Origin of the sequence: Sinorhizobium garamanticum (genome assembly GCF_029892065.1) — a bacterium.
In the GTDB taxonomy this organism is placed as follows: Bacteria; Pseudomonadota; Alphaproteobacteria; order Rhizobiales; family Rhizobiaceae; genus Sinorhizobium; species Sinorhizobium garamanticum.
In genome coordinates this window covers 1,001,594-1,020,045 of the sequence record NZ_CP120374.1, presented here as the reverse complement: position 1 = coordinate 1,020,045, position 18,452 = coordinate 1,001,594, and the positions used below count along the sequence as shown (strand labels likewise).

The 18,452-nt window shown below is 61.7% G+C and carries 20 protein-coding genes; 8 read left to right on the top strand and 12 right to left on the bottom strand.

The window, feature by feature from the left end; genetic code table 11:
* Positions 1-5: 5 nt before the first annotated feature.
* From kduD to PZN02_RS24625, 7 genes are all read right to left on the bottom strand, one after another.
* A complete protein-coding gene (gene kduD / locus PZN02_RS24655) occupies positions 6-770 on the bottom strand; it encodes a 2-dehydro-3-deoxy-D-gluconate 5-dehydrogenase KduD (protein WP_280661601.1) in 765 nt (254 codons plus the stop codon).
* Positions 767-1,615, bottom strand: a complete 849-nt coding sequence (gene kduI / locus PZN02_RS24650; RefSeq protein ID WP_280661600.1) for a 5-dehydro-4-deoxy-D-glucuronate isomerase — start codon at positions 1,613-1,615, stop codon at positions 767-769. Before kduI ends, kduD begins: the two co-directional genes overlap by 4 nt.
* A gap of 28 nt (positions 1,616-1,643) precedes the next feature.
* The gene (locus PZN02_RS24645; RefSeq protein ID WP_280661599.1) at positions 1,644-2,405 is read right to left on the bottom strand and encodes a FadR/GntR family transcriptional regulator; all 762 of its coding nucleotides are present in this window, start codon (positions 2,403-2,405) and stop codon (positions 1,644-1,646) included.
* A 7-nt stretch (positions 2,406-2,412) separates the two neighbouring features.
* Positions 2,413-3,696 (bottom strand): TRAP transporter large permease, encoded by a 1,284-nt coding sequence (locus PZN02_RS24640; RefSeq protein WP_280661598.1) that lies wholly within the window; start codon positions 3,694-3,696, stop codon positions 2,413-2,415.
* Between the two features lie 5 nt (positions 3,697-3,701).
* The gene (locus PZN02_RS24635) at positions 3,702-4,271 is read right to left on the bottom strand and encodes a TRAP transporter small permease (RefSeq protein WP_280663265.1); all 570 of its coding nucleotides are present in this window, start codon (positions 4,269-4,271) and stop codon (positions 3,702-3,704) included.
* A gap of 144 nt (positions 4,272-4,415) precedes the next feature.
* Positions 4,416-5,393, bottom strand: a complete 978-nt coding sequence (locus PZN02_RS24630) for a TRAP transporter substrate-binding protein (protein ID WP_280661597.1) — start codon at positions 5,391-5,393, stop codon at positions 4,416-4,418.
* Between the two features lie 31 nt (positions 5,394-5,424).
* Complete coding sequence (locus tag PZN02_RS24625) at positions 5,425-5,724, bottom strand: hypothetical protein (RefSeq protein WP_280663329.1); 300 nt, start codon at positions 5,722-5,724, stop codon at positions 5,425-5,427.
* Positions 5,725-5,917: 193 nt separating this feature from the next.
* Here PZN02_RS24625 and PZN02_RS24620 point away from each other — a divergent pair, with 193 nt between their 5' ends.
* On the top strand, positions 5,918-6,937 hold the full coding sequence (locus PZN02_RS24620; RefSeq protein ID WP_280661596.1) for a Gfo/Idh/MocA family protein: 1,020 nt from the start codon (positions 5,918-5,920) through the stop codon (positions 6,935-6,937).
* 465 nt (positions 6,938-7,402) lie between these two features.
* Here the strand turns inward: PZN02_RS24620 and PZN02_RS24615 are convergent, their stop codons facing one another.
* Positions 7,403-8,260, bottom strand: a complete 858-nt coding sequence (locus PZN02_RS24615; protein ID WP_425336305.1) for a complex I NDUFA9 subunit family protein — start codon at positions 8,258-8,260, stop codon at positions 7,403-7,405.
* 412 nt (positions 8,261-8,672) lie between these two features.
* Between PZN02_RS24615 and PZN02_RS24610 the strand changes: the two genes are divergently transcribed.
* Together PZN02_RS24610 and PZN02_RS24605 are read left to right on the top strand one after the other, a co-directional pair.
* Positions 8,673-9,641 carry a virginiamycin B lyase family protein gene (locus tag PZN02_RS24610; RefSeq protein ID WP_280661595.1) on the top strand — a complete coding sequence of 323 codons (969 nt, stop codon included), beginning with the start codon at positions 8,673-8,675 and terminating at the stop codon, positions 9,639-9,641.
* Entirely contained in the window at positions 9,638-10,018 is a 381-nt protein-coding gene (locus tag PZN02_RS24605; protein WP_280661594.1) for a c-type cytochrome, read from the top strand. The genes PZN02_RS24610 and PZN02_RS24605 overlap by 4 nt, the downstream gene beginning before the upstream one ends.
* A gap of 65 nt (positions 10,019-10,083) precedes the next feature.
* Here the strand turns inward: PZN02_RS24605 and PZN02_RS24600 are convergent, their stop codons facing one another.
* Together PZN02_RS24600 and PZN02_RS24595 are read right to left on the bottom strand one after the other, a co-directional pair.
* Positions 10,084-10,476, bottom strand: a complete 393-nt coding sequence (locus tag PZN02_RS24600) for a VOC family protein (RefSeq protein ID WP_280661593.1) — start codon at positions 10,474-10,476, stop codon at positions 10,084-10,086.
* 181 nt (positions 10,477-10,657) lie between these two features.
* Positions 10,658-11,554, bottom strand: coding sequence for a LysR family transcriptional regulator (locus PZN02_RS24595; protein ID WP_280661592.1), 897 nt, complete (start codon positions 11,552-11,554; stop codon positions 10,658-10,660).
* 167 nt (positions 11,555-11,721) lie between these two features.
* Between PZN02_RS24595 and PZN02_RS24590 the strand changes: the two genes are divergently transcribed.
* From PZN02_RS24590 to PZN02_RS24570, 5 genes are all read left to right on the top strand, one after another.
* A complete protein-coding gene (locus PZN02_RS24590) occupies positions 11,722-12,168 on the top strand; it encodes a (2Fe-2S)-binding protein (protein ID WP_280661591.1) in 447 nt (148 codons plus the stop codon).
* Between the two features lie 14 nt (positions 12,169-12,182).
* Positions 12,183-14,423, top strand: a complete 2,241-nt coding sequence (locus tag PZN02_RS24585) for a xanthine dehydrogenase family protein molybdopterin-binding subunit (RefSeq protein WP_280661590.1) — start codon at positions 12,183-12,185, stop codon at positions 14,421-14,423.
* Positions 14,420-14,788, top strand: a complete 369-nt coding sequence (locus tag PZN02_RS24580) for a c-type cytochrome (RefSeq protein ID WP_280661589.1) — start codon at positions 14,420-14,422, stop codon at positions 14,786-14,788. Before PZN02_RS24585 ends, PZN02_RS24580 begins: the two co-directional genes overlap by 4 nt.
* 217 nt (positions 14,789-15,005) lie before the next feature.
* Positions 15,006-16,196, top strand: coding sequence for an MFS transporter (locus tag PZN02_RS24575; protein WP_280661588.1), 1,191 nt, complete (start codon positions 15,006-15,008; stop codon positions 16,194-16,196).
* The gene (locus PZN02_RS24570) at positions 16,193-16,645 is read left to right on the top strand and encodes a cyclophilin-like fold protein (RefSeq protein WP_280661587.1); all 453 of its coding nucleotides are present in this window, start codon (positions 16,193-16,195) and stop codon (positions 16,643-16,645) included. Before PZN02_RS24575 ends, PZN02_RS24570 begins: the two co-directional genes overlap by 4 nt.
* A 163-nt stretch (positions 16,646-16,808) precedes the next feature.
* Here PZN02_RS24570 and PZN02_RS24565 read toward each other — a convergent pair whose 3' ends face one another.
* Both PZN02_RS24565 and PZN02_RS24555 read right to left on the bottom strand, forming a co-directional pair.
* On the bottom strand, positions 16,809-16,937 hold the full coding sequence (locus tag PZN02_RS24565) for a hypothetical protein (protein ID WP_280661586.1): 129 nt from the start codon (positions 16,935-16,937) through the stop codon (positions 16,809-16,811).
* A 325-nt stretch (positions 16,938-17,262) separates the two neighbouring features.
* Entirely contained in the window at positions 17,263-18,417 is a 1,155-nt protein-coding gene (locus PZN02_RS24555) for an ROK family protein (protein ID WP_280661585.1), read from the bottom strand.
* Positions 18,418-18,452: the final 35 nt, after the last annotated feature.

The window sequence follows — 18,452 nt, the reverse complement described above, 5'->3', positions numbered from 1 at the left end:
TCTCCTCATCGCGCGAGCCAACCGCCGTCGACCGGGATAACGGCGCCATGCATATAGTCCGAGGCCGGGGCGAGCAGGAACACCGTTGCATCGCCGATGTCATCCGGCGTGCCCCAACGCCCGGCCGGAATGCGCTCCAAGATGGCAGCACTGCGCTTGGCGTCGGCGCGGAGCGCCTCGGTATTGTTGGTAACGATATAGCCGGGCGCGACCGCATTCACATTGATGCCCTTGGCAGCCCATTCGCAGGCGAGAATCCTGGTGATGCCCAGCGCGCCATGCTTGGACGCGGTATAGGAAGCGACGCGTATGCCGCCCTGGAAGGAAAGCAGTGAAGCGATATTGACGATCTTGCCTCGTCTTTCCTCGGCAAGCAGGCGGCGGCCATAGGCCTGGCACAGGAAAAACAGCGATCCGAGATTGATGTCGATCACGTCGTCCCAGTCGACCTCGGAGAGATCCACCGCGTCGGCGCGGCGGATGATCCCGGCGTTGTTGACCAGGCCGTCCAGCGGACCATGCTCGTTCCACAATCCGTCGATCAGCGAGCGGGTCGCTTCCCGGTCCGATAGGTCGGCATTGGCAGGAACGAAGCTTCCGCCAGCTTCAGCGACCTTTCCCGCGGTCTCGTCCATGGCGGAACGACCCACGCCGATCACTGTGCCGCCGGCGCGGGCGATCGCAACCGCAATTCCCTGCCCGATGCCGGTATTGGCACCGGTGACGACGATGCGGCGCCCGGAAAGGCTGAACGCAGATGGCACGCTCATCTGAGTGCCTCCATTGGCACCATTTCCACATCGGTGTAATCGACATTGTCGCCCGCCATCGCCCAGATGAAGGCGTAGCTCGACGTTCCGCAGCCGGAATGAATGGACCAGGGCGGCGAAAGCACCGCCTCCTCCTTCGCCATCACGATATGGCGGGTTTCCGCCGGCTCGCCCATCAGATGCAGGACACGGGCGCCGTCAGCGAGATCGAAATAGAGATAGGCTTCCATGCGCCGGTCATGCACGTGGCAGGGCATTGTGTTCCAGACCGACCCTGGAGCGAGCTGCGTCATGCCGACAACAAGCTGGCAGGTCTTCACGCCTTCCGGGTGGATGAACTGGAAGATCGAGCGCTCGTTCGAGGTGGCGGCGCTGCCTAGATCGAGCCGCTTGGCATCGCCGATGCGGATATGGCGGCTCGGCAGCGCCTGGTGAGCAGGCGCACTAAGCAGGTAGAATTTTGCAGGCGCCGCCGGGTCTTCGGACGAAAAGGTCACCTCTTCGCCCATCCCCGCATAGACCATGTCGCGCGGCTCCAATCGGAAGCTTTGCCCGCTCACGTCGATGCGGCCGGTGCCGCCGATGTTGACGGCAATGAGCTCGCGCCGGTCGAGAAAGCGGGGCGTGCCGGTGGGACGGATGGCCTCTAGCGCCAGAGGCTCGTCCACCGGCATCGCGCCGCCGACAATCATGCGGTCGTAGTGGGTATAGGTGAGCGATATACGGCCCTGGCGGAAGAGATCGCCAATGTGAAAGTTCGCGCGCAGTGCATCGGTATCCATGCGTGCGGCGGTGGCCGGGTCGATGGCGTAACGGATGGTGTAGTCGATATGGCTTGCGGTCATCGGCTCGCTCTCGGTTGGGGAAAGGAAATCAGACCCGGCGTTTGGCGGCGCCCCATTCGGCCTGCTGACCGCTCAGCCGGACGCGATACCGCTCCTGGCTGGCGGTCAGATGGGCGCGCATGGCGGCGCGGGCAGCTTCCGGGTCACTGGCGGAAATGGCTTTCAGGATTGCCAGATGCTCGCGCTGCAGGCTTTCCTGATATTCACGCGACAGCACGCTGTCGGTACCCCAGGGCGAGGCGACGTCGCAGGGAATGGCCCGCATGCCGAGCGCGTCGAGCACCTCGACATAATAGGGATTGTTGGTGGCGGCCGCGATCGCCCGGTGGAAGGCGAAGTCGCTCTTGCCCGTCGCCTCGCCGCGCTCGAGCAGGCGGTCGAATTCGAAGAAGGCCTCCTGGATCTGCGCCTCCTGGGCGGCGTTGCGCCGGAGTGCTGCGAGACCCGCGCTTTCAATCTCAAGCCCCATGCGCACTTCGATCACATTTAGCGCATGGGAGATCTTGTTGCCGACGTCGAGGCTGATCGAACCGAAGGCAAGGGTCGGGTGGTCCTTGACGAAGACGCCGGCGCCCTGCCGCGCCTCGACGAGGCCATCGGCGGCAAGGGTCGCAATCGCCTCGCGGACCACGGTGCGGCTGACGCCGAAGATCTCGCTCATCCGGCTTTCCGTCGGCAGCTTCTGGCCTGGCGGGATTTCGCCTTTCAGCACCTGCTGCCGGAGCGCGCTCGCGACGCGCTCGGAAAGCTTCGGTTTGCGCTCGATCTTGAGTTCGGCCAGGTGGTCCATGACGCGATTACCCTTTGAACACGCTCGGCAGCCAGAGCGAAAGGGCCGGAACATAGGTGACGAGCCCGAGGACGATCAACCCCGCTAAGTAGAAAGGCCAGATGCTGCGCATCGCCTCCCAGACGGAGATTCTTCCGACCGCACAGGCCACGAACTGCACAGCGCCAACGGGCGGCGTGTTAAGGCCGATGCCGAAGTTCAGGATCATGATCACTCCGAAATGAACCGGATCGACGCCATAGGCCATCGCCACCGGCAGGAAGATCGGCGTGCAGATGATGATGGTCGGCCCCATGTCCATAAAGGTGCCAAGGAAAAGCATCAGGACATTGATCAGGAGGAGCACGATGATCGGATTGTCCGAGATCGTGTTCATCCAGTCGATCAGCGCGGCGGGCACTCTTAGGAACGCCATCAGCCAGGAGAAGGCGGCCGCCATGCCGATGATGAGCAGGACCATGGCCGTGGTGCGCACGGCGCCGAAGGTAGCGTGGACGAAATCCTGCCAGGTCATCTGTCGATAGACGAAGACAGTTACTGCAAGCGCGTAGAGAACGGCGATGCAGGAACTCTCGGTTGCCGTGAATACGCCCGAGCGGACGCCGCCAAAGATGATGCCGATGAGCAAGAGGCCGGGAATCGAGACCAGCAGGTAGCGGCCGACCCTGCCAAACCCGGGAAAAGTCTCGGTGGGGTAGCCGCGCCGGCGCGCCACGAAATAGGCGGTGACCATCAGGGCAGCCGCATAGAGGAGGCCGGGAAGGATGCCGGCGGTGAAAAGGTCTGCGATCGAGATCTTTCCGCCCGCCGAGATCGAATAGATGATCATGTTGTGCGACGGAGGCAACATCAGTGCAATCAATGCCGCCATGGAGGTGACGTTGACGGCATAGTCAGCGCCGTAGCCGCGCTCCTTCATCTGCGGGATCATCAGCCCGCCAACCGCCGCAGCTTCTGCGACCGCCGAGCCGGAAATCCCCCCGAACAGAGTGGCGGTGACGATATTGACCTGGCCAAGCCCGCCGCGGATATGCCCGACCAGCGAGGCAGCGAAGGCGACGATCTTCTGGGCGATGCCGCCGCGCACCATCAGGTCGCCGGCATAGATAAAGAAGGGGATGGCGAGCAGGGAAAACACGCTCATGCCGGAATTCAACCGCTGGAAGATCACCAGCGGCGGCAGCCCCATGTAAAGCACGGTTGCGAACGACGCGACCCCAAGGCAGAAGGCGATCGGCGTCCCGATCAGCATCAGAGCCGTGAATACGCCGAACAGGATCATCATATCCATCTGGATCACGCCTTTACATTCGCGGTGTCGAGTTCGGCGGCAACTTCCGCCGGTGGCATTTCGTCGAGAAGATCATCGATCGGCTCGCCGGCAAGGCGCAGGACGATGCGCTCCAGGGCAAACAGGCTGATGAGGACTCCCCCCGCAACCAGGGGCACATAGCTCCAGCCGCCGGAGATTTGCAGCGACGGCAGAATGGTGTCCCAGGTGAGGCGGACGAGCTCGACCCCGTACCAGATCATGCCGACGCCGAAGGCGAGGGCGACGAGATCCGAGATCATGCGCAGCCACTTTTTGCCGCCTTTCGGCACCACGTAGAGCAGCACGTCGAAGCCGAGATGATAGTTTTCGCGCACGCCAACCGCCGCGCCCAGAAAGATGAACCAGCTCATCAGCATGACCGCGCCGGGCTCGGTCCAGCTCGGCGAGTCGTTCAACACGTAGCGGCAGAACACCTGCCAGGCGACGATAGCCGTCATCACGACAAGGCCGATACCCGCGAGCCATAGCGAGAGCGTGCTCAGCCAGGACAGCGCGCGGCCAGTTTTCACCAGTGTGGTAGGCACAGTCTTCATTCCCTCGAAGGGACGGGCAGGCTGCTGCATGTTTCCCTAATCGGAGCCGATTTCAGGATAAAACATGCAGCATTTCAAAGCACTACAGCGACCTTTGCGCGTCTGATGAGACGCCCGGCGCTGTAGGCTTGCCCGTCGGATTCGTTACTGAACCGCCTGCACGTCCTCGACCATCTTCTTCAGAACCGGATCGGTGACGTGCTTTTCGTAGACCGGCTTCATGGCATCGATGAAACCCTGCTTTTCGGGGGTGGTGATCTTCGCGCCGGCCGCCTCGATCTTCGCGCGCGACTCGCTGACCTTGGCTGCCCAGAGCTCGCGCTGCTTGGCGACACTATCCTTGGCGGCCTGTTTGAAGATCTCCTGATCTTCCGGGGTCAGCTTGTCGAAGGCGGCCTTGTTCATCACGAACACCTCTGGAAGAATTGTGTGCTCGTCGAGCGAGTAGTTCTTCGCCACCTCAAAATGCTTGGCGGTGTCATAGCTCGGGAAATTGTTCTCCGCGCCGTCGATAACGCCGGTTTCGATGGCGGAGTAGACTTCGCCGTAGGGCATTGGCGTGGCGTTTGCCCCGAGCGCTGCTACCATGTCGACGAAGATGTCGGACTGGATGACGCGGAACTTAAGACCCTTCATATCGGCTACCGAAGTGATCGGCTTCTGCTTGTTGTAGAAGGAGCGCGAGCCGGCATCGTAATAGGCAAGTACCACCAGTCCGGCTCCTTCGAAGGCCTTCTTGATCTGGTCGCCGATCGCGCCGTCCATGACCTTGTGCATGTGTTCTTCCGAACGGAAGAGATAGGGCAGCGCCGGAACGATCGATTCCTTCACCGTGCCGTTGAAGGGCGCCATCGAAACGCGGTTCAGCTCGATCACGCCGGAGCGCACCTGCTCGATCGTGTCCTTTTCCTCGCCGAGCTGCGCGGAATGATAGACCTCGACGGCGTAGCGGCCGCCGGTGCGCTCCTTGACCAGTTCGCCGAAATATTTGACCCCCTCGACCGTCGGATAGCCGTCCGGATGCGTGTCGGACGAGCGAAGCACTGTCTGGGCGCTGGCCGCGCTAGCCATGAATGAAGCGGCAAGCAACAGACCCGCCGCAAGTTTAACTAAGATTTTCATGCTTTCCTCCCGTTTCGCATGATTTGATGTCTCAGAGCGGTACGCCTGCTTTGCGAGCCCTCAGGCAACTCCCGCTCAAGCTCTTACGCCTCTTCCTCCCCGAGGAGGTGTTGCACGACGACAACACGCGCGAGAAGCGCGCAGTCCACCCGGCGCGCAATATCGTAGTGCGCAGGGATGGCAGCAACGCTCGGGTGTCGTCATTGAAGCAGCGCATGCCTTCCAGATTATTGCGGAACTGCAGGCCGTTGACCTCGGCACAGAGGTTGTGGGCAAGGGCGCGCGCGCGCTCCCCCGGAAACAGAAGATCTGGATTGATCAGCCCCTGCATTTTGACCCGCTCCTCCAACAGGCTCTTTATGGCTAGAGCCTGTAAGGCATAATGTCAACATACGAAATTTATCAAGTTGTATGACGAATTTCTTGCGCTGAAGCGATCTCTCGTCGTAAACAGAGCGCGGAAGAAAGCGTGTGGGGAGGGATCATGTGCACGCTTCGGATTCTTGGCTGAAGGACAGACCGAAATGGCAAAGCTGCGCATTGGTCTCATAGGGCTCGGCATGGCGGCGGCGCCGCATGCCAAAAGCCTGCTCGACCTCAAGGATCGGGTTGAGGTCGCTGCCGCTTTCAGCCCGACTCCTGCGAGGCGAAAGACATTTTCCGAGACCTATGGTTTCGCGACCTGTGATAACGCCGAAACGATATTCCGTGATCCGTCGATAGCCGCGGTCATGGTGCTGACGCCACCCAATACGCACCTCGAGCTCGTGCGGCGGGCCGCTAGAGCGGGCAAGCATGTGCTGCTCGAAAAACCTCTCGAGATCACGCAGGAGCGGGCGGAGGCCCTAGTCGAGACGGCGGAGCGCGCAAGGATAAAGCTCGGCATCGTGCTCCAGCACCGCTTCCGCCCTGTCAGCGAGGCGCTTGTGAAGCTGATCAACGAGGGGCGCCTCGGCGAGATCGTCAGTGCTTCGGCGCGTCTCCACAACTGGCGGCCACAAAGCTATTACGATCAGCCGGGACGTGGCACGCGCGCTCGCGATGGCGGTGGTGTGCTTCTCACCCAGGCCATCCACACGCTTGATCTTTTGGTCTCGCTCGCCGGCCTTCCGGAGGAGGTCAGAGCCTATGCGGCGACCAGCAAGGTGCACCGCATGGAGACCGAGGACCTGGCAATGGCGGCCATCCGTTTCGCAAACGGAGCGATCGGGACGGTGAGTGCTACCACCTGCGCCTATCCCGGCTATCCGGACGAGATCGACATCATCGGCACACGTGGCATGGCCCGTCTCGGCGGGCGAAGTCTTGTCGCTTCCTTCCACGATGGAACGGAATTATCACTGGAAGACGAAGCTGCCGGCGGTGCCGGCGCCGATCCCATGGCATTTCCGCACCACCATCATCGTGCGGTGCTCGCCGATTTCCTCGATGCCGTCGATGCTGCACGAGAGCCACGTGTGAACGGGCGCGAGGCGCTGAAGGTTCACCGCCTTATCAATGCAATTCTCGCCGCCGCCGAAAGCGGCCAGCCGCAACGTCTCTGAAACAGCTTCCACGCTTCAAGATTCAACCGCCAGAGAAATGCTCCGGGAAATCGCTCAGATTATCGGTCGCGATGAAAGCGGCCGACATCTTTGTCGTGCCAGGCGAGGGCAGCTTCCGCTGTGGATTCCGATCGTCGGGGTTGGCGCCTCAAAGAGGTCCTTTGCGAATTCGGTCAAGGCGCGCGATCGGTAAGGGCGTCGGCTCCCTCCTGGGACGCGCAATGCGCACAGCAATAGATAGTGTCGCCCTGCTCGACTCCATGCCCGACGATTCGCACGCCGCAATGCGGGCATGTCGGAGCAAGTTTCTGGATAGCGCATTCGAAACTGTCGAAAGTGTAGGTTTGATCCCCCAGATTCACCTGGAAAGCCTTATCATAGTCGTTGCCGCACTGGTCGCATCTGGCCATGGTTGTATCCTCCTTTTCAGTCGGACCAACCTCGCAGGCAGCGTAAGGTTCCGGCTCAAGCCGCATGCTCGATCATGCGGATGACGTCCTCGATGCCACGGGGTTGGATATCCAGTTCTTTGAGGCCCGGCAGATCCTTTGCCGCGACGTTGTCAAGACGCATGAGATCGACCTGATTGCGCGTCAGGGACGCGGCGGGGAGAAATTCCGTGGCAGTCGCCAATATGCTCCATACCGCGAACGGCACGGGCACCGTCCTTACCCGCACGTTGAGTTGGGTGGCGATCTCCCGGACGAGTTCCCGATAGGAATAAATGCGCGGTCCCGCGCACTCGAAAATCGAAGCATCCGTGGAATTCTGCCCCAGGGCCAAGCGGCACACGGCTTCCGCCACGTCCTCCACATAGACCGGTTGCAGCAGCGTGCTGCCTTCGCCGAACAGCGGATAGATCGGGAGGAGGCGTACCAGCCTCGCGATCGTTGTGATGAACGCGTCATCGGGTCCAGTCATGACAGAGGGACGGACCATCACCGCACCCGGAAACGCCGCCTTCACCGCCTCCTCGCCGCGGCCCCGGGCCTGAATGTAAGGCGAACGGGACTTTGCATCCGATCCAATGCCAGAAATCTGGATGAATCTCTCGACGCCTGCATCCCGTGAAGCGGCCGCCAGAGCGGCCGCGGCTTCTACATGGACACGCTCGAAGGTCTGCTCACCGCGCTCGACATAAAGGCTGACGGCGTTCACAACCGCGCGAGATCCACCCACGGCAGCGGCCATCGAGGATGGATCCAATATGTCCGCCTCGACCTGCTGAGATGGCCTCTTGTCGGACGCTTCATCCAACTTGTCCTTGGGCGGATGACGCGAGACGGCGCGTGCAACGACAGCCTTGTCCACAAGGCTGCTCACGACCCGCCGCCCAAGGAAGCCCGTTCCGCCGAACACCGTCACAAGGTTCCCATCGACTGGATCATTTGGTCGGTTGATCATCGTAGCTGTCCAAGGCTTGGCGACACGTCGTCGGTCGCATTCTGCACGTTCGGGACATGCTTTTTCCAACTCAACACCTGTCAGGAGACGATGTTCCACGTATTGCCGCTCTTCGAATGCCCCCTAGCTTTTATCGCTAATCAAGGAGGAAACGGGCGCCTCTGAACGCTCCCTGGCTCCTCCTGAAATGCGGCATGTCACGAGCTCAAGCCCGCCGATGACCATCGCGAGCAGTCGCGCGATCGTGAATACGCGATTCTCATTCTCGTCATTGCCGCGAAGTACTCAGTGTAACGTAATGGTTGCGACCTCAGCCGCAGGGAGGGTGATTATGCGCAGCCTCATTCGTGTCGTCGTTATCGCCGCCGCCGGCCTTGCCGCTATCTCGGCTTTCGCGCAGGAACGCCAGGTCTACGACCTGCCGCAGGGCGCGCACCCTCACGATGTCGCACCCGCGCCAGACGGGAGCGTCTGGTACACGGCCCAGCACCAGGGCGCGCTTGGCATCCTTGATCCTGAGACGGGCAAGGTTCGCCATGTGCCCCTCGGCGAAGGCTCCAGCCCGCATGGTGTCATCCAGGGACCGGATGGCGCGGCATGGATCACCGACGGCGGCCTCAATGCCATCGTGCGCTTCGACCCGAAGACCGAGAAGACCACGGTCTGGGCGCTGCCGCAGGACGTGGCCTATGCCAATCTCAATACGGGCGCTTTCGATCACGACGGCATCTTCTGGTTCACGGGACAGAACGGAATATACGGGAGGCTCGATCCCGCGACGGGCGACATGAAAGTCTTTGAGGCTCCGGAGGGACGCGGTCCCTATGGCATTGCTGCGACCCCGGGCGGAGACGTCTATTTCGTGTCGCTGGCCGGCAGTTACTTGGCAAAGATCGACCGTGAGGGCGGTGGAGCGGAGGTGATCGAACCCCCGACCAAGAACCAGGGCGCGCGCCGCGTCTGGTCGGACAGCCAGGGGCGGCTCTGGATCTCCGAATGGAACTCGGGACAGGTGTCAATGTATGATCCGCGCGATAGGAGCTGGAATGCCTGGAGCGTGCCCGGCGACGATCCGCGCGTCTACGCGGTCTATGTGGACGAGCGCGATGTCGCCTGGCTCTCCGATTTTGGCGGGAATGCGATCCACGCCTTCGATCCACGCACAGAGAAATTCACTACCTTTCCCAAGTCTCAGGAAGGCGCCAATGTCCGTCAGATAAACGGCCGGAAGGGAGAGGTTTGGCTGCCCGAGTCCGGCGCCGACCGATTGGTCGTGATCCGCACCGATCAGACCGAATGAGGTTTGCGATCACAGCTGCAGCATTTCTTGTCTCGGCTGTCGCTGACGGCTCCGCGCAGGAGGCGCGCGATCCAGGCGAGCGGGCGTTTCTACAGTGTTATTCCTGTCACTCCGTTGAGGCCGGCGAGACCGAGGGCCTGCAAGGTCCCAATCTCGCCGGCATCGTGGGCCGACCCATCGCGGCCCAGCCGGGATTCGAGTATTCGCCGGCCATGCGCGCTTTCGCCAGAGAGTATGGATCCTGGAGTGCAGCCTTACTCGACCGTTTCATCGCCGACCCCGAACAAGTCATCCCCGGCACGGCGATGTCGGGTTATCCTGGACTTGCAGACAACCAGGCCCGCAGGGCGCTCATGGAATTCCTAAAATCGCACTGAGGGCGTTGTTTCACACCTGTGTGTGCCGGGGTCAGCGCGACGCCGCGCTGTTCTTCGCGCCAGGCTCACGGATTCCAGCCGCCACTGCCATAGGGACGCGTGATGATTTCGAGCAGATGGCCATTCGGGTCTTCGAAATAGAGACCGCGTCCACCGTCGTGGTTATTGGTTTCGCCTGGCTTTCTCTGACCGGGGTCAGCCCAGTAGCGCAGGTCCCGCTCGCGAATTCGATTGAGAATCGCGCTGAATTCAGCGTCGCCGACGAGAAAGGCGTAGTGTTGGCGCACGATCTCACCCTCGGCATCCATATAGTCGAGATTGGCGTCGTTGTCAGTCGTGACCATGTGGAACGGCCCCCAGCGCCGTGGCGTTGGCAATCCCAGCATGTCGGCCAGGAAGTCTGCCGAGGCTTTACTGTCTCGGGCCCACACGATTGTATGATTGAAGTGGATGGCCATCTTGGTCTCGCGGAAACGAGGCGGAGCTCACGATAGTTTCGTCCGGTTAACACCCCCGCCCGCCTCTTGTTCCGGACCTGGCGACACTTTGACCAAAGCGGGGAGGCCCGCGCTCCTGCACATACGACATCCACGACAAAATCGCTCCCTTGCTGGCGCGGGCGGGCAGGTGAGGGAAATATCAGAGGGCGTGATGCCGCAACGCATCGACCACGACCTTGAATGCCGGGGAGTTCTGATGTCGGCTTGGATAATAGATGTAGTACCCGGCGAAAGGAGGCGACCAGGACTCGAGCAGGGGTACCAAGCGCCCCGCTCTGATGTGTTCGGTGACAAGGTCGTCCGGCACATAACCTATGCCGTGACCTCTCAGGGCGGCGTCGACTATGGAGTAGGAGCTATTGAAGGTTAATTGTCCGTCGACCCTGACGCGGAGCTCTTGCCCGTCTTTCTCAAACTCCCAGACATAAAGCCCACCGCTCGTTGTCTGGCGCTGGTTGATGCAGTTGTGCTGGATCAGTTCCTGCGGATGCTGCGGTAGCGGGCGATTTGCCAGATATTCAGGCGACGCGACGGCCAGAAGGCGCCAGTCCGGCCCGATCCGGACCGCGATCATATCCTTTTCGATGCTCTCGCCGAGGCGAATGCCTGCGTCAAACCCATCTTCCACGATATTCCGCAAGCCATTGTCCCTGCTCAATTCAAGCTTGATGTCGGGATACTGCGAGAGGATCGGCTCGAGTTTGGGCCAGACCAGGCCCTCCAAAGCGTGATCAGACAGCGTAATCCTAATCGTGCCGGACGGCTTGTCGCGAAGGGCCGTGAGCGCCGCCAGATCATCGCGTATGGCGGATACCCGCGGCGCCAGCGAATGCAGCAAGCGCTCGCCAGCTTCCGTCAATGCAACGCTCCGGGTGGTTCGGGCCAGCAGCCTGAGGCCCATGCGCGTTTCCAGGCGCTTGATCGTGTGGCTGAGCGTCGACTGGGTTATGCCGAGCTTGGCAGCCGCCCTCGTGAAACTGCGTTCCTCTGCCACGGCTAGGAACCATAGCAGGTCGTTGAAGTCTTCCTTGGCCATCACTCTAAGTCCAGATGCTCGTTCTCGATTTATGGCTCTTATCGATAAATCTAAGAGAACCGGGGCCACTAATCCATAGGAATCGCTTTTGCTACTGTCTCCCTCTGAAACAGTCCGCGCTCTGTTTCGACACCCGCTCTTGCGCAATCTGCATTGGGGACACCGCCATGGAACTCACCATCAACGGCACGAAACACCAGGTCAATATCGAGCCGGATACGCCGTTGCTCTGGGTTCTTCGTGACGAACTCGGCATGACTGGGACCAAGTATGGTTGCGGTCTCGCGCAGTGTGGCGCCTGCACGGTGCTCGTCGACGGCCAGGCGACGCGCTCCTGTGTCACGCCGCTCGAGAGCGTTGCGGGTTCCGAGATCATGACCATCGAAGCCATCACGGAAGACACCGTGGGCCAGAAGGTCGTCGAGGCATGGGTCTCCAATCAAGTTCCGCAATGTGGCTACTGCCAGTCGGGCCAGGTCATGGCGGCAACGGCGCTCCTGAAACAGAGCCCTCAACCGACGGATGAGGACATCGCCGCTGCGATGGTCAATCTTTGTCGCTGTGGCACCTACAACGCAATCGCGGCTGCCGTCCGGCAGGCTGCTCAGGCTTGAGTGAGGGGTACGCCATGAACGACATGACACCCATTGCCTCTGAAGTCGTGACCAGCGAGAACGGCAAGCCGTTCAAGCTGTCGCGGCGCGGCTTTCTCGGCGCCTCCCTCGGTGCACTCGTCCTTGGCGTAACTTTGCCGGTCGGCCGCGCCAGAGCACAGGCAGCCGCTGCAGCCATCACGCCCGGTTCCCGTGTTGCTGCGTTTCTGGAGATCCGCCCCGACAGCACCGTGCTGTTCCGCAGCGCCTTCATCGAGGGAGGGCAGGGTATTTTCACGGCCATGGCCCAGATCGTCGGTGAGGAGCTGGATGTCGATCCGGCCAATTTTGTCGTCGAGGGCGCGCCTCCCGGTCCCGATTATCTCCTGACTGGCGGCGGGCGGTTTACCGGCGGCAGCATGTCCGTCCGCATGAGTTACGACGCCATGCGCAAGCTCGGCGCTTCCGCGCGCCACATGCTGCTTCAGGCCGCCGCGGCACGGCTGAGCGTGCCGGTAGCAGAGCTGTCGACCGAACCGGGGCGCGTTGTGCACAGTGCCTCGGGACGGGCAATTCCATACGGAGAGATTGCGGATGCGGCCGCCGGGTTGCCTCTCCCGACCGACGTCGTGCTGCGTGATCGTGCCGACTTCCGCTGGATCGGCAAGCCGGTCGCGCGGCTTGATGTGCGCGACAAGTCGACAGGGAAGGCCAAATATTCGATCGACCTGAAGGTTGACGGCATGCTCTATGCCGCCGTGCAGCACAGCCCCCGTCTCGGTGGCGAACCAGACGCGCTGCAGAACGAAGCCGACGTTCGCGGAATGCCCGGCGTCCATTCCATCCACAGCCTGCCGGGGGTCGTTGCCGTGGTCGCCGATAGTTGGTGGCGTGCTCGCATGGCGGTCGAAGCTCTGCAGGTGACCTGGACCGATGCTGTCGGAACAGCGCATGCGATGCCGGCCGATTTCTCTACCGAGGCACATATGGCGAAGTTGAAGGCGACGACCGGCGACGGGGTTGCCTTTGAATCGGAGGGCGATGCCGAGAGCGCGCTCGCAAGCGCCGCGCGCGTGGTGGAGGCGACCTATGACGCGCCCTATCTGGCTCATGGACAACTCGAGCCGCCATCCGCGCTTGCGCGTTGGAACGACGATGGTTCGCTTGAGCTCTGGATTCCCAACCAGGCACCCGAAATGTTTCAGGCCGAGGCCGCGAAGCTGGCAGACATCGCGCCTGAGAAGGTCATCATCCATTCGCCTATGCTCGGCGGCTTCTTCGGACGGCATTTCCTTTATCAAACGGCTAACCCGTTCCCGCAGGCCATCCAACTCGCAAAGGCTGTCGGTCGCCCCGTCAAGCTTATCTGGAGCCGCGAGGAGGAGTTCCTACGGGACACTCTGCGGCCCATGGCAGCGGTGCGTTTCCGCGCCGGACTGGATGCCAGCGGAATGCCGGTAGCGCTCTCCGCCGTTGCGGTGGGAGAAGGACCGACGGGCCGCTGGTTCGGGCGTCAGCCCGACAAGGTCGACGGCTCGGCGGTCGAGGGCATTGCCGGCAAGGTCTATACGATCCCCAACCGGCGTGTCGGCCAGATTCACGTAGACGATCCGGCCATCATCGGCTTCTGGCGCTCCGTCGGCCACTCGATGAACGACTTCTTCTACGAGACGTTTTTTGACGAGATGGCCGATGCGGGCCAGCAGGATCCTTATGAACTGCGACATCGCCTGCTTGCCGACAATCCACGCCACAGGACGCTGCTCGAAGCCGTCGCGGAACTATCGGGAGGCTGGCGGCGTGGGCCGTTCACGGCCGAGGACGGCACGCGGCGCGCCCGCGGAGTGGCCATGGCCTCACCCTTTGGCAGCGAGGTCGCGACGATCGCCGAAGTGTCGCTCAAGCAAAGCGAGATCATTGTCCACGACGTCTGGGTGGCGATCGATCCGGGCAGCATCGTCAATCCCGCGATCATCGACGCCCAGGTGAACTCGGCCGTAGCGCTCGGCCTTTCCTCCGCTCTCCTCGAGGAAGTCGTCTACGTCGACGGCATGCCGCAGGCCCGCAACTACGACGGCTATCCGATCCTGACGCCGGATCGCATGCCGCGGGTCCATGTTCGGATCGTGGAAAGCGGCGCTCCCATGGGCGGCATTGGCGAACCTGGTTTGCCGGGCGTACCCCCGGCCATCGCAAACGCCGTCTCCGTTCTGGCAGGTAAGCGCGTTCGAAGCCTGCCGCTCTCCAAACTCGATCTCAAGGGAGTCGACGGTTGAAATACGTAGTTATAGCGCTTCTGAGCTCTCTCCTTTCGGCAGGCGTTGCGGCGCCTGCCTTCTCTCAGGACGCCGCGCCGGGTCAACGGTTGTTTCAGCAACGCTGCGGTGCGTGCCATCAGATCGCAACACCACGAAACGGTGTTGGCCCGCATCTGCAGGGGGTGGTCGGTCGAGCAGCCGGCACCGTTGAGGGCTTCCGGTACTCTGCTGCGCTTCGGGATTCCGGCGTCAACTGGACACCCGAAACCTTGGAGACCTTTCTCGGCAATCCGGCCGCCATGGTGCGCGGCACACGGATGACGCAGCGGTTCAACAACGCTGAAGAGCGGCGGGCAATTATCGAGTTCCTTGGATCGCAGTAGGTTCTGTTGGACCACCTGCATGCTGTGGCGGCGTGGGCTTCTGTCGGCGCCGTGACACTTGATTCAAGACCCAGGCGCCCCAGTCCCACCCCTCAACTTATGTTCCATATCGATAAATCCATTCGAATTATGACGGCTAATTCTATCGATGTGCGGCTGCTACATGAAAGTGAGAGGCAAATTCCTGCCGGCCTCGCTCTTCAAGGACGATAGATACATGGCACAGACAACATTCGATGAGGCTTTGGCCAGACCCGTTGCGGCTTGGGGCGCAGTTGCGTCGATGGCGCTTTGCGTCGCGGTGCTGATCGCTTCGGAATTCATGCCGGTCAGTCTCCTGACGCCGATTGCCAGTGATCTCGGGATGAGCGAGGGGCAGGCGGGCCAGGCGATTTCGATCTCAGGTCTGTTCGCAGTGATGACCAGTCTCTCCATTGCGGGGCTCACGCGGAACATCGATCGCAAGATCGTTCTGTCTTCCTTTTCGCTCCTGCTCATCGTCTCCGGTCTGATCGTGACTTTCGCGCCCACTTACACGGCACTGATGACGGGGCGCGCGCTGCTCGGCGTCGCGATCGGCGGATTCTGGTCGATGTCCACCGCGATCGTCATGCGCCTCCTGCCGGACAGCGCAGTACCGAACGGGCTTGCCATGCTGAATGCCGGCAACGCTATCGCCGCCACGATCGCGGCTCCGCTTGGCAGCTTTGTCGGCGACTACGTTGGATGGCGGGGCGCATTTTTCTTAGTGGTGCCTTTGGCGCTGCTTGCGCTCATCTGGCAATGGCTGAGCATGCCGTCGCTACCGCCGCGCCGGCGCAGGGCGACAGGGAACGTGTTTCGACTTCTGGGCCGCCGCCAGGTCGCTCTTGGCATGACAGCAATCCTGTTGCTGTTCATGGGACAGTTTGCATTGTTCACCTATCTCCGGCCGTTCCTCGAGTCTGTTGCGGGCTATTCGGTTTCCGCACTGTCCCTCGTTCTTTTGTCGATGGGGCTCGCGGGCGTTGCGGGGACCTGGAGCATCAGCCGGCTGCTCTCCACGCGGCTTTACTCGATCGTGATCTTCATTCCGCTCGTGATGGCCGCGATCGCCCTTCTGCTGATCGCGCTCGGTTCCATGAAGCTATCGGTCGCTGGTTTGCTCATTGCATGGGGCTTCTTCGGGACAGCGGCGCCGGTCGGCTGGGGAACCTGGCTAAGCCGGGTGCTGCGCGACGATGCGGAGACCGGTGGGGGCCTTCAGGTTGCCGTCATCCAGTTTGCCATCACGATCGGTGCGGCAGCCGGTGGCCTTCTGTTCGATTGGGCTGGATGGTGGAGTTCGTTCGCCGTCGCCGCCGCGCTATTATTTGGATCCGCCGTGGCCGCCCTGGCCGCCTGGTTTGACTGGGAGCGTACAAGATGACGCCGCAACCGCCCGCGTTCACACGCCGAGCCCTCATCGCGACAGCCGCCACCGGCGCCCTCATGCCGCGTCTGGCATGGGCTGAGAAGGACACGAACATGAAGATACGCATAACCTTTGCCGGTCACGATTTTACCGCGACGCTCTACGACAATCCGTCGGCCCGCGACTTTGCGTCCATGCTTCCGCTCGATCTCACGATCGACAACTATGCCAACAACGAGAAGATCGCCTATCTGCCGCGAAAGCTCACCGAGGAAGGCAGCGGGCCGTTTTCCAACGAAGCTCCGGGCGACCTCTGCTATTATTCTCCGTGGGGCAATCTGGCATTCTTTTACGCCGGCTATCGCTACTCGAGCGGTCTGATCCGGCTCGGCCGCCTGGACGGCGGCGTCGAACCCTTGCTCACACGCGGCAAGTTTCCGTTGCGCATCGAGCACCTCACCTGAAATCCCATTGCACTTACGGTAAGGGGTGTAGCGGCGGTGCCTGAAACATACCGCTGCTATTCCCGCTGAATCAGGCAGTGAGCGCGTCTCCTGATATATCCGGCATCCGTGTTTTCGTGGATTTGCTCTCGTATTGGGATTTGATGTTCATTGCCGGGGAGGCTCAGCCCTGCGACTGGGTTTCCCGCCAGATGGCATCGAGGGACGCTTGGGTTCTGGTGGTCGCCTCAAGCCATGCCTCGCGCTCGGCGGCATTGCCGGCGAGGATCGAACGGGCGAAGTTTTCGATCATCAGGCCGTGCTGCTATTTCCTTGTTGGCGTCTCGATAAAGGTGAAGTCCTTGCGAGTGGCCATGCCCGAGCGGTGTACGAAACCCGTCGGAATATGGGATTGTCGAAGCCGAAGCCGCGCTGCCAGTCGAGAACGAATTCGTCCTAAGCAGCGGTTGCACTCTCGACAACGCCCTCGGTCCTTAGCAGGGCGATAGCCCGCTTGGAGACGCGTCTCGGCGCCCAGCTAATGCGTCGGACCACCCGAGCCTGGCGAGGGCCGCAGGAAGGTGGCCGAGTGACTCTTTTGCTCGCTGGACGCAAAGCAACCATGCGAGATGAACACGTCACCCGCTGGGCATGCGCTCGAAATCGAATATGCCTTGTGTTGCCAAGGCTGCGGCGCCTCTCGCCCAGGAACGGGGCACCCAGTCCGTCTGTATCTCGGGTTTGGAGAAGAACAGGAACTGGTCCATTGATCGCTTGAGCGGGTCGAGGAGGGCGTCGCCGAACTGGACGGCTTCGCCTCCGACGACGATCACCTCGGGATCGAACAGGTTGATCAGGTCCGCCAGGTGTCTGCCGATGCGTGATCCCGCGTTCTCCAGGATCTCCAAGGCGTCTTCGTCGCCGGCGGCGGCGGAGGCGACGAAGTCGTCTCTTGTTGGTTCGACGCCTCTCCTGCGTCCCCATTCGGCAATCATGTAGGGCTCGGCGGCATGCGCCATGAGACATCCGCGCCGGCCGCACTCGCAGAGTTCCCCGCCGGGCACGGAGGTGATGTGCCCGAGCTTGCCTGCCGCGCTGTTGCTTCCGTGGTAGATATCGCCATTCAGAACCAGAGAGCAGCCGATCCCCGCACCGATGGCAAGAGCAGCGAAATTGCGATGGTTCCGGCCGGCGCCGAACAGCTTTTGCGCAATCGCGAAGGCGTTGACGTCGTCGTCTATCCAGACGGGGGCGTGCACTCGCTCCGCCAACATTTCCGCGAAGGGAAGGTCACGCCAGCCGAAGCGCGGGCTCTGGAGGCAGACGCCGTTCCTCGGGTCGACTTCGCCGGGGATGGATACGCCGATCCCCATGATGTCCTTCTCGTCACGCATGGCCTGCGCCAGGAGGCGCGGGATGGCATCCCGGATTGCCTCGATCATGCCCTCCGGGGTGATGTCGGTAACGGTTGCCTGCAGCGTGGCAAGCGGAGAGGTGGCCAGGTCGGTGAGCACACAGTCGATGCTGTTGCGATTGAGCTTGAAGCCCAATGCCAGGTGGGCCTCGTAGTTGATATCCACCGGTATGGGCCGGCGACCGTTCGAGCTCGCGACAGCCTCCCGTTCCACCACCAACGCCTCGTCCATCAGTTCTGTGACGACGAACGTTACAGCTGCAGGGCTGAGACCCGTCACCGAGGCGAGTTCGGCTCTTGATACGGGTCCGCGGTTGCGCAGCAGATTCAAGATCAGGCGCCTGTTCAGCGCGCGCGACGTGCTCGCATTGCCTCTCAACGCTGCATCTCCCAGTTAGTTTATTTCTTAAATTA

What these genes read in the sequence shown, in the direction of transcription:
- PZN02_RS24635 (WP_280663265.1), bottom strand. Translation starts at nt 4,271, where the DNA reads ATGAAGACTGTGCCTACCACACTGGTGAAAACTGGCCGCGCGCTGTCC.
- PZN02_RS24575 (WP_280661588.1), top strand. Translation starts at nt 15,006, where the DNA reads ATGGCACAGACAACATTCGATGAGGCTTTGGCCAGACCCGTTGCGGCT.
- PZN02_RS24640 (WP_280661598.1), bottom strand. Translation starts at nt 3,696, where the DNA reads ATGGATATGATGATCCTGTTCGGCGTATTCACGGCTCTGATGCTGATC.
- PZN02_RS24630 (WP_280661597.1), bottom strand. Translation starts at nt 5,393, where the DNA reads ATGAAAATCTTAGTTAAACTTGCGGCGGGTCTGTTGCTTGCCGCTTCA.
- PZN02_RS24625 (WP_280663329.1), bottom strand. Translation starts at nt 5,724, where the DNA reads ATGCAGGGGCTGATCAATCCAGATCTTCTGTTTCCGGGGGAGCGCGCG.
- PZN02_RS24645 (WP_280661599.1), bottom strand. Translation starts at nt 2,405, where the DNA reads ATGGACCACCTGGCCGAACTCAAGATCGAGCGCAAACCGAAGCTTTCC.
- PZN02_RS24610 (WP_280661595.1), top strand. Translation starts at nt 8,673, where the DNA reads ATGCGCAGCCTCATTCGTGTCGTCGTTATCGCCGCCGCCGGCCTTGCC.
- PZN02_RS24605 (WP_280661594.1), top strand. Translation starts at nt 9,638, where the DNA reads ATGAGGTTTGCGATCACAGCTGCAGCATTTCTTGTCTCGGCTGTCGCT.
- PZN02_RS24585 (WP_280661590.1), top strand. Translation starts at nt 12,183, where the DNA reads ATGAACGACATGACACCCATTGCCTCTGAAGTCGTGACCAGCGAGAAC.
- PZN02_RS24570 (WP_280661587.1), top strand. Translation starts at nt 16,193, where the DNA reads ATGACGCCGCAACCGCCCGCGTTCACACGCCGAGCCCTCATCGCGACA.
- PZN02_RS24600 (WP_280661593.1), bottom strand. Translation starts at nt 10,476, where the DNA reads ATGGCCATCCACTTCAATCATACAATCGTGTGGGCCCGAGACAGTAAA.
- kduD (WP_280661601.1), bottom strand. Translation starts at nt 770, where the DNA reads ATGAGCGTGCCATCTGCGTTCAGCCTTTCCGGGCGCCGCATCGTCGTC.
- PZN02_RS24595 (WP_280661592.1), bottom strand. Translation starts at nt 11,554, where the DNA reads ATGGCCAAGGAAGACTTCAACGACCTGCTATGGTTCCTAGCCGTGGCA.
- PZN02_RS24590 (WP_280661591.1), top strand. Translation starts at nt 11,722, where the DNA reads ATGGAACTCACCATCAACGGCACGAAACACCAGGTCAATATCGAGCCG.
- PZN02_RS24620 (WP_280661596.1), top strand. Translation starts at nt 5,918, where the DNA reads ATGGCAAAGCTGCGCATTGGTCTCATAGGGCTCGGCATGGCGGCGGCG.
- PZN02_RS24565 (WP_280661586.1), bottom strand. Translation starts at nt 16,937, where the DNA reads ATGATCGAAAACTTCGCCCGTTCGATCCTCGCCGGCAATGCCGCCGAG.
- kduI (WP_280661600.1), bottom strand. Translation starts at nt 1,615, where the DNA reads ATGACCGCAAGCCATATCGACTACACCATCCGTTACGCCATCGACCCG.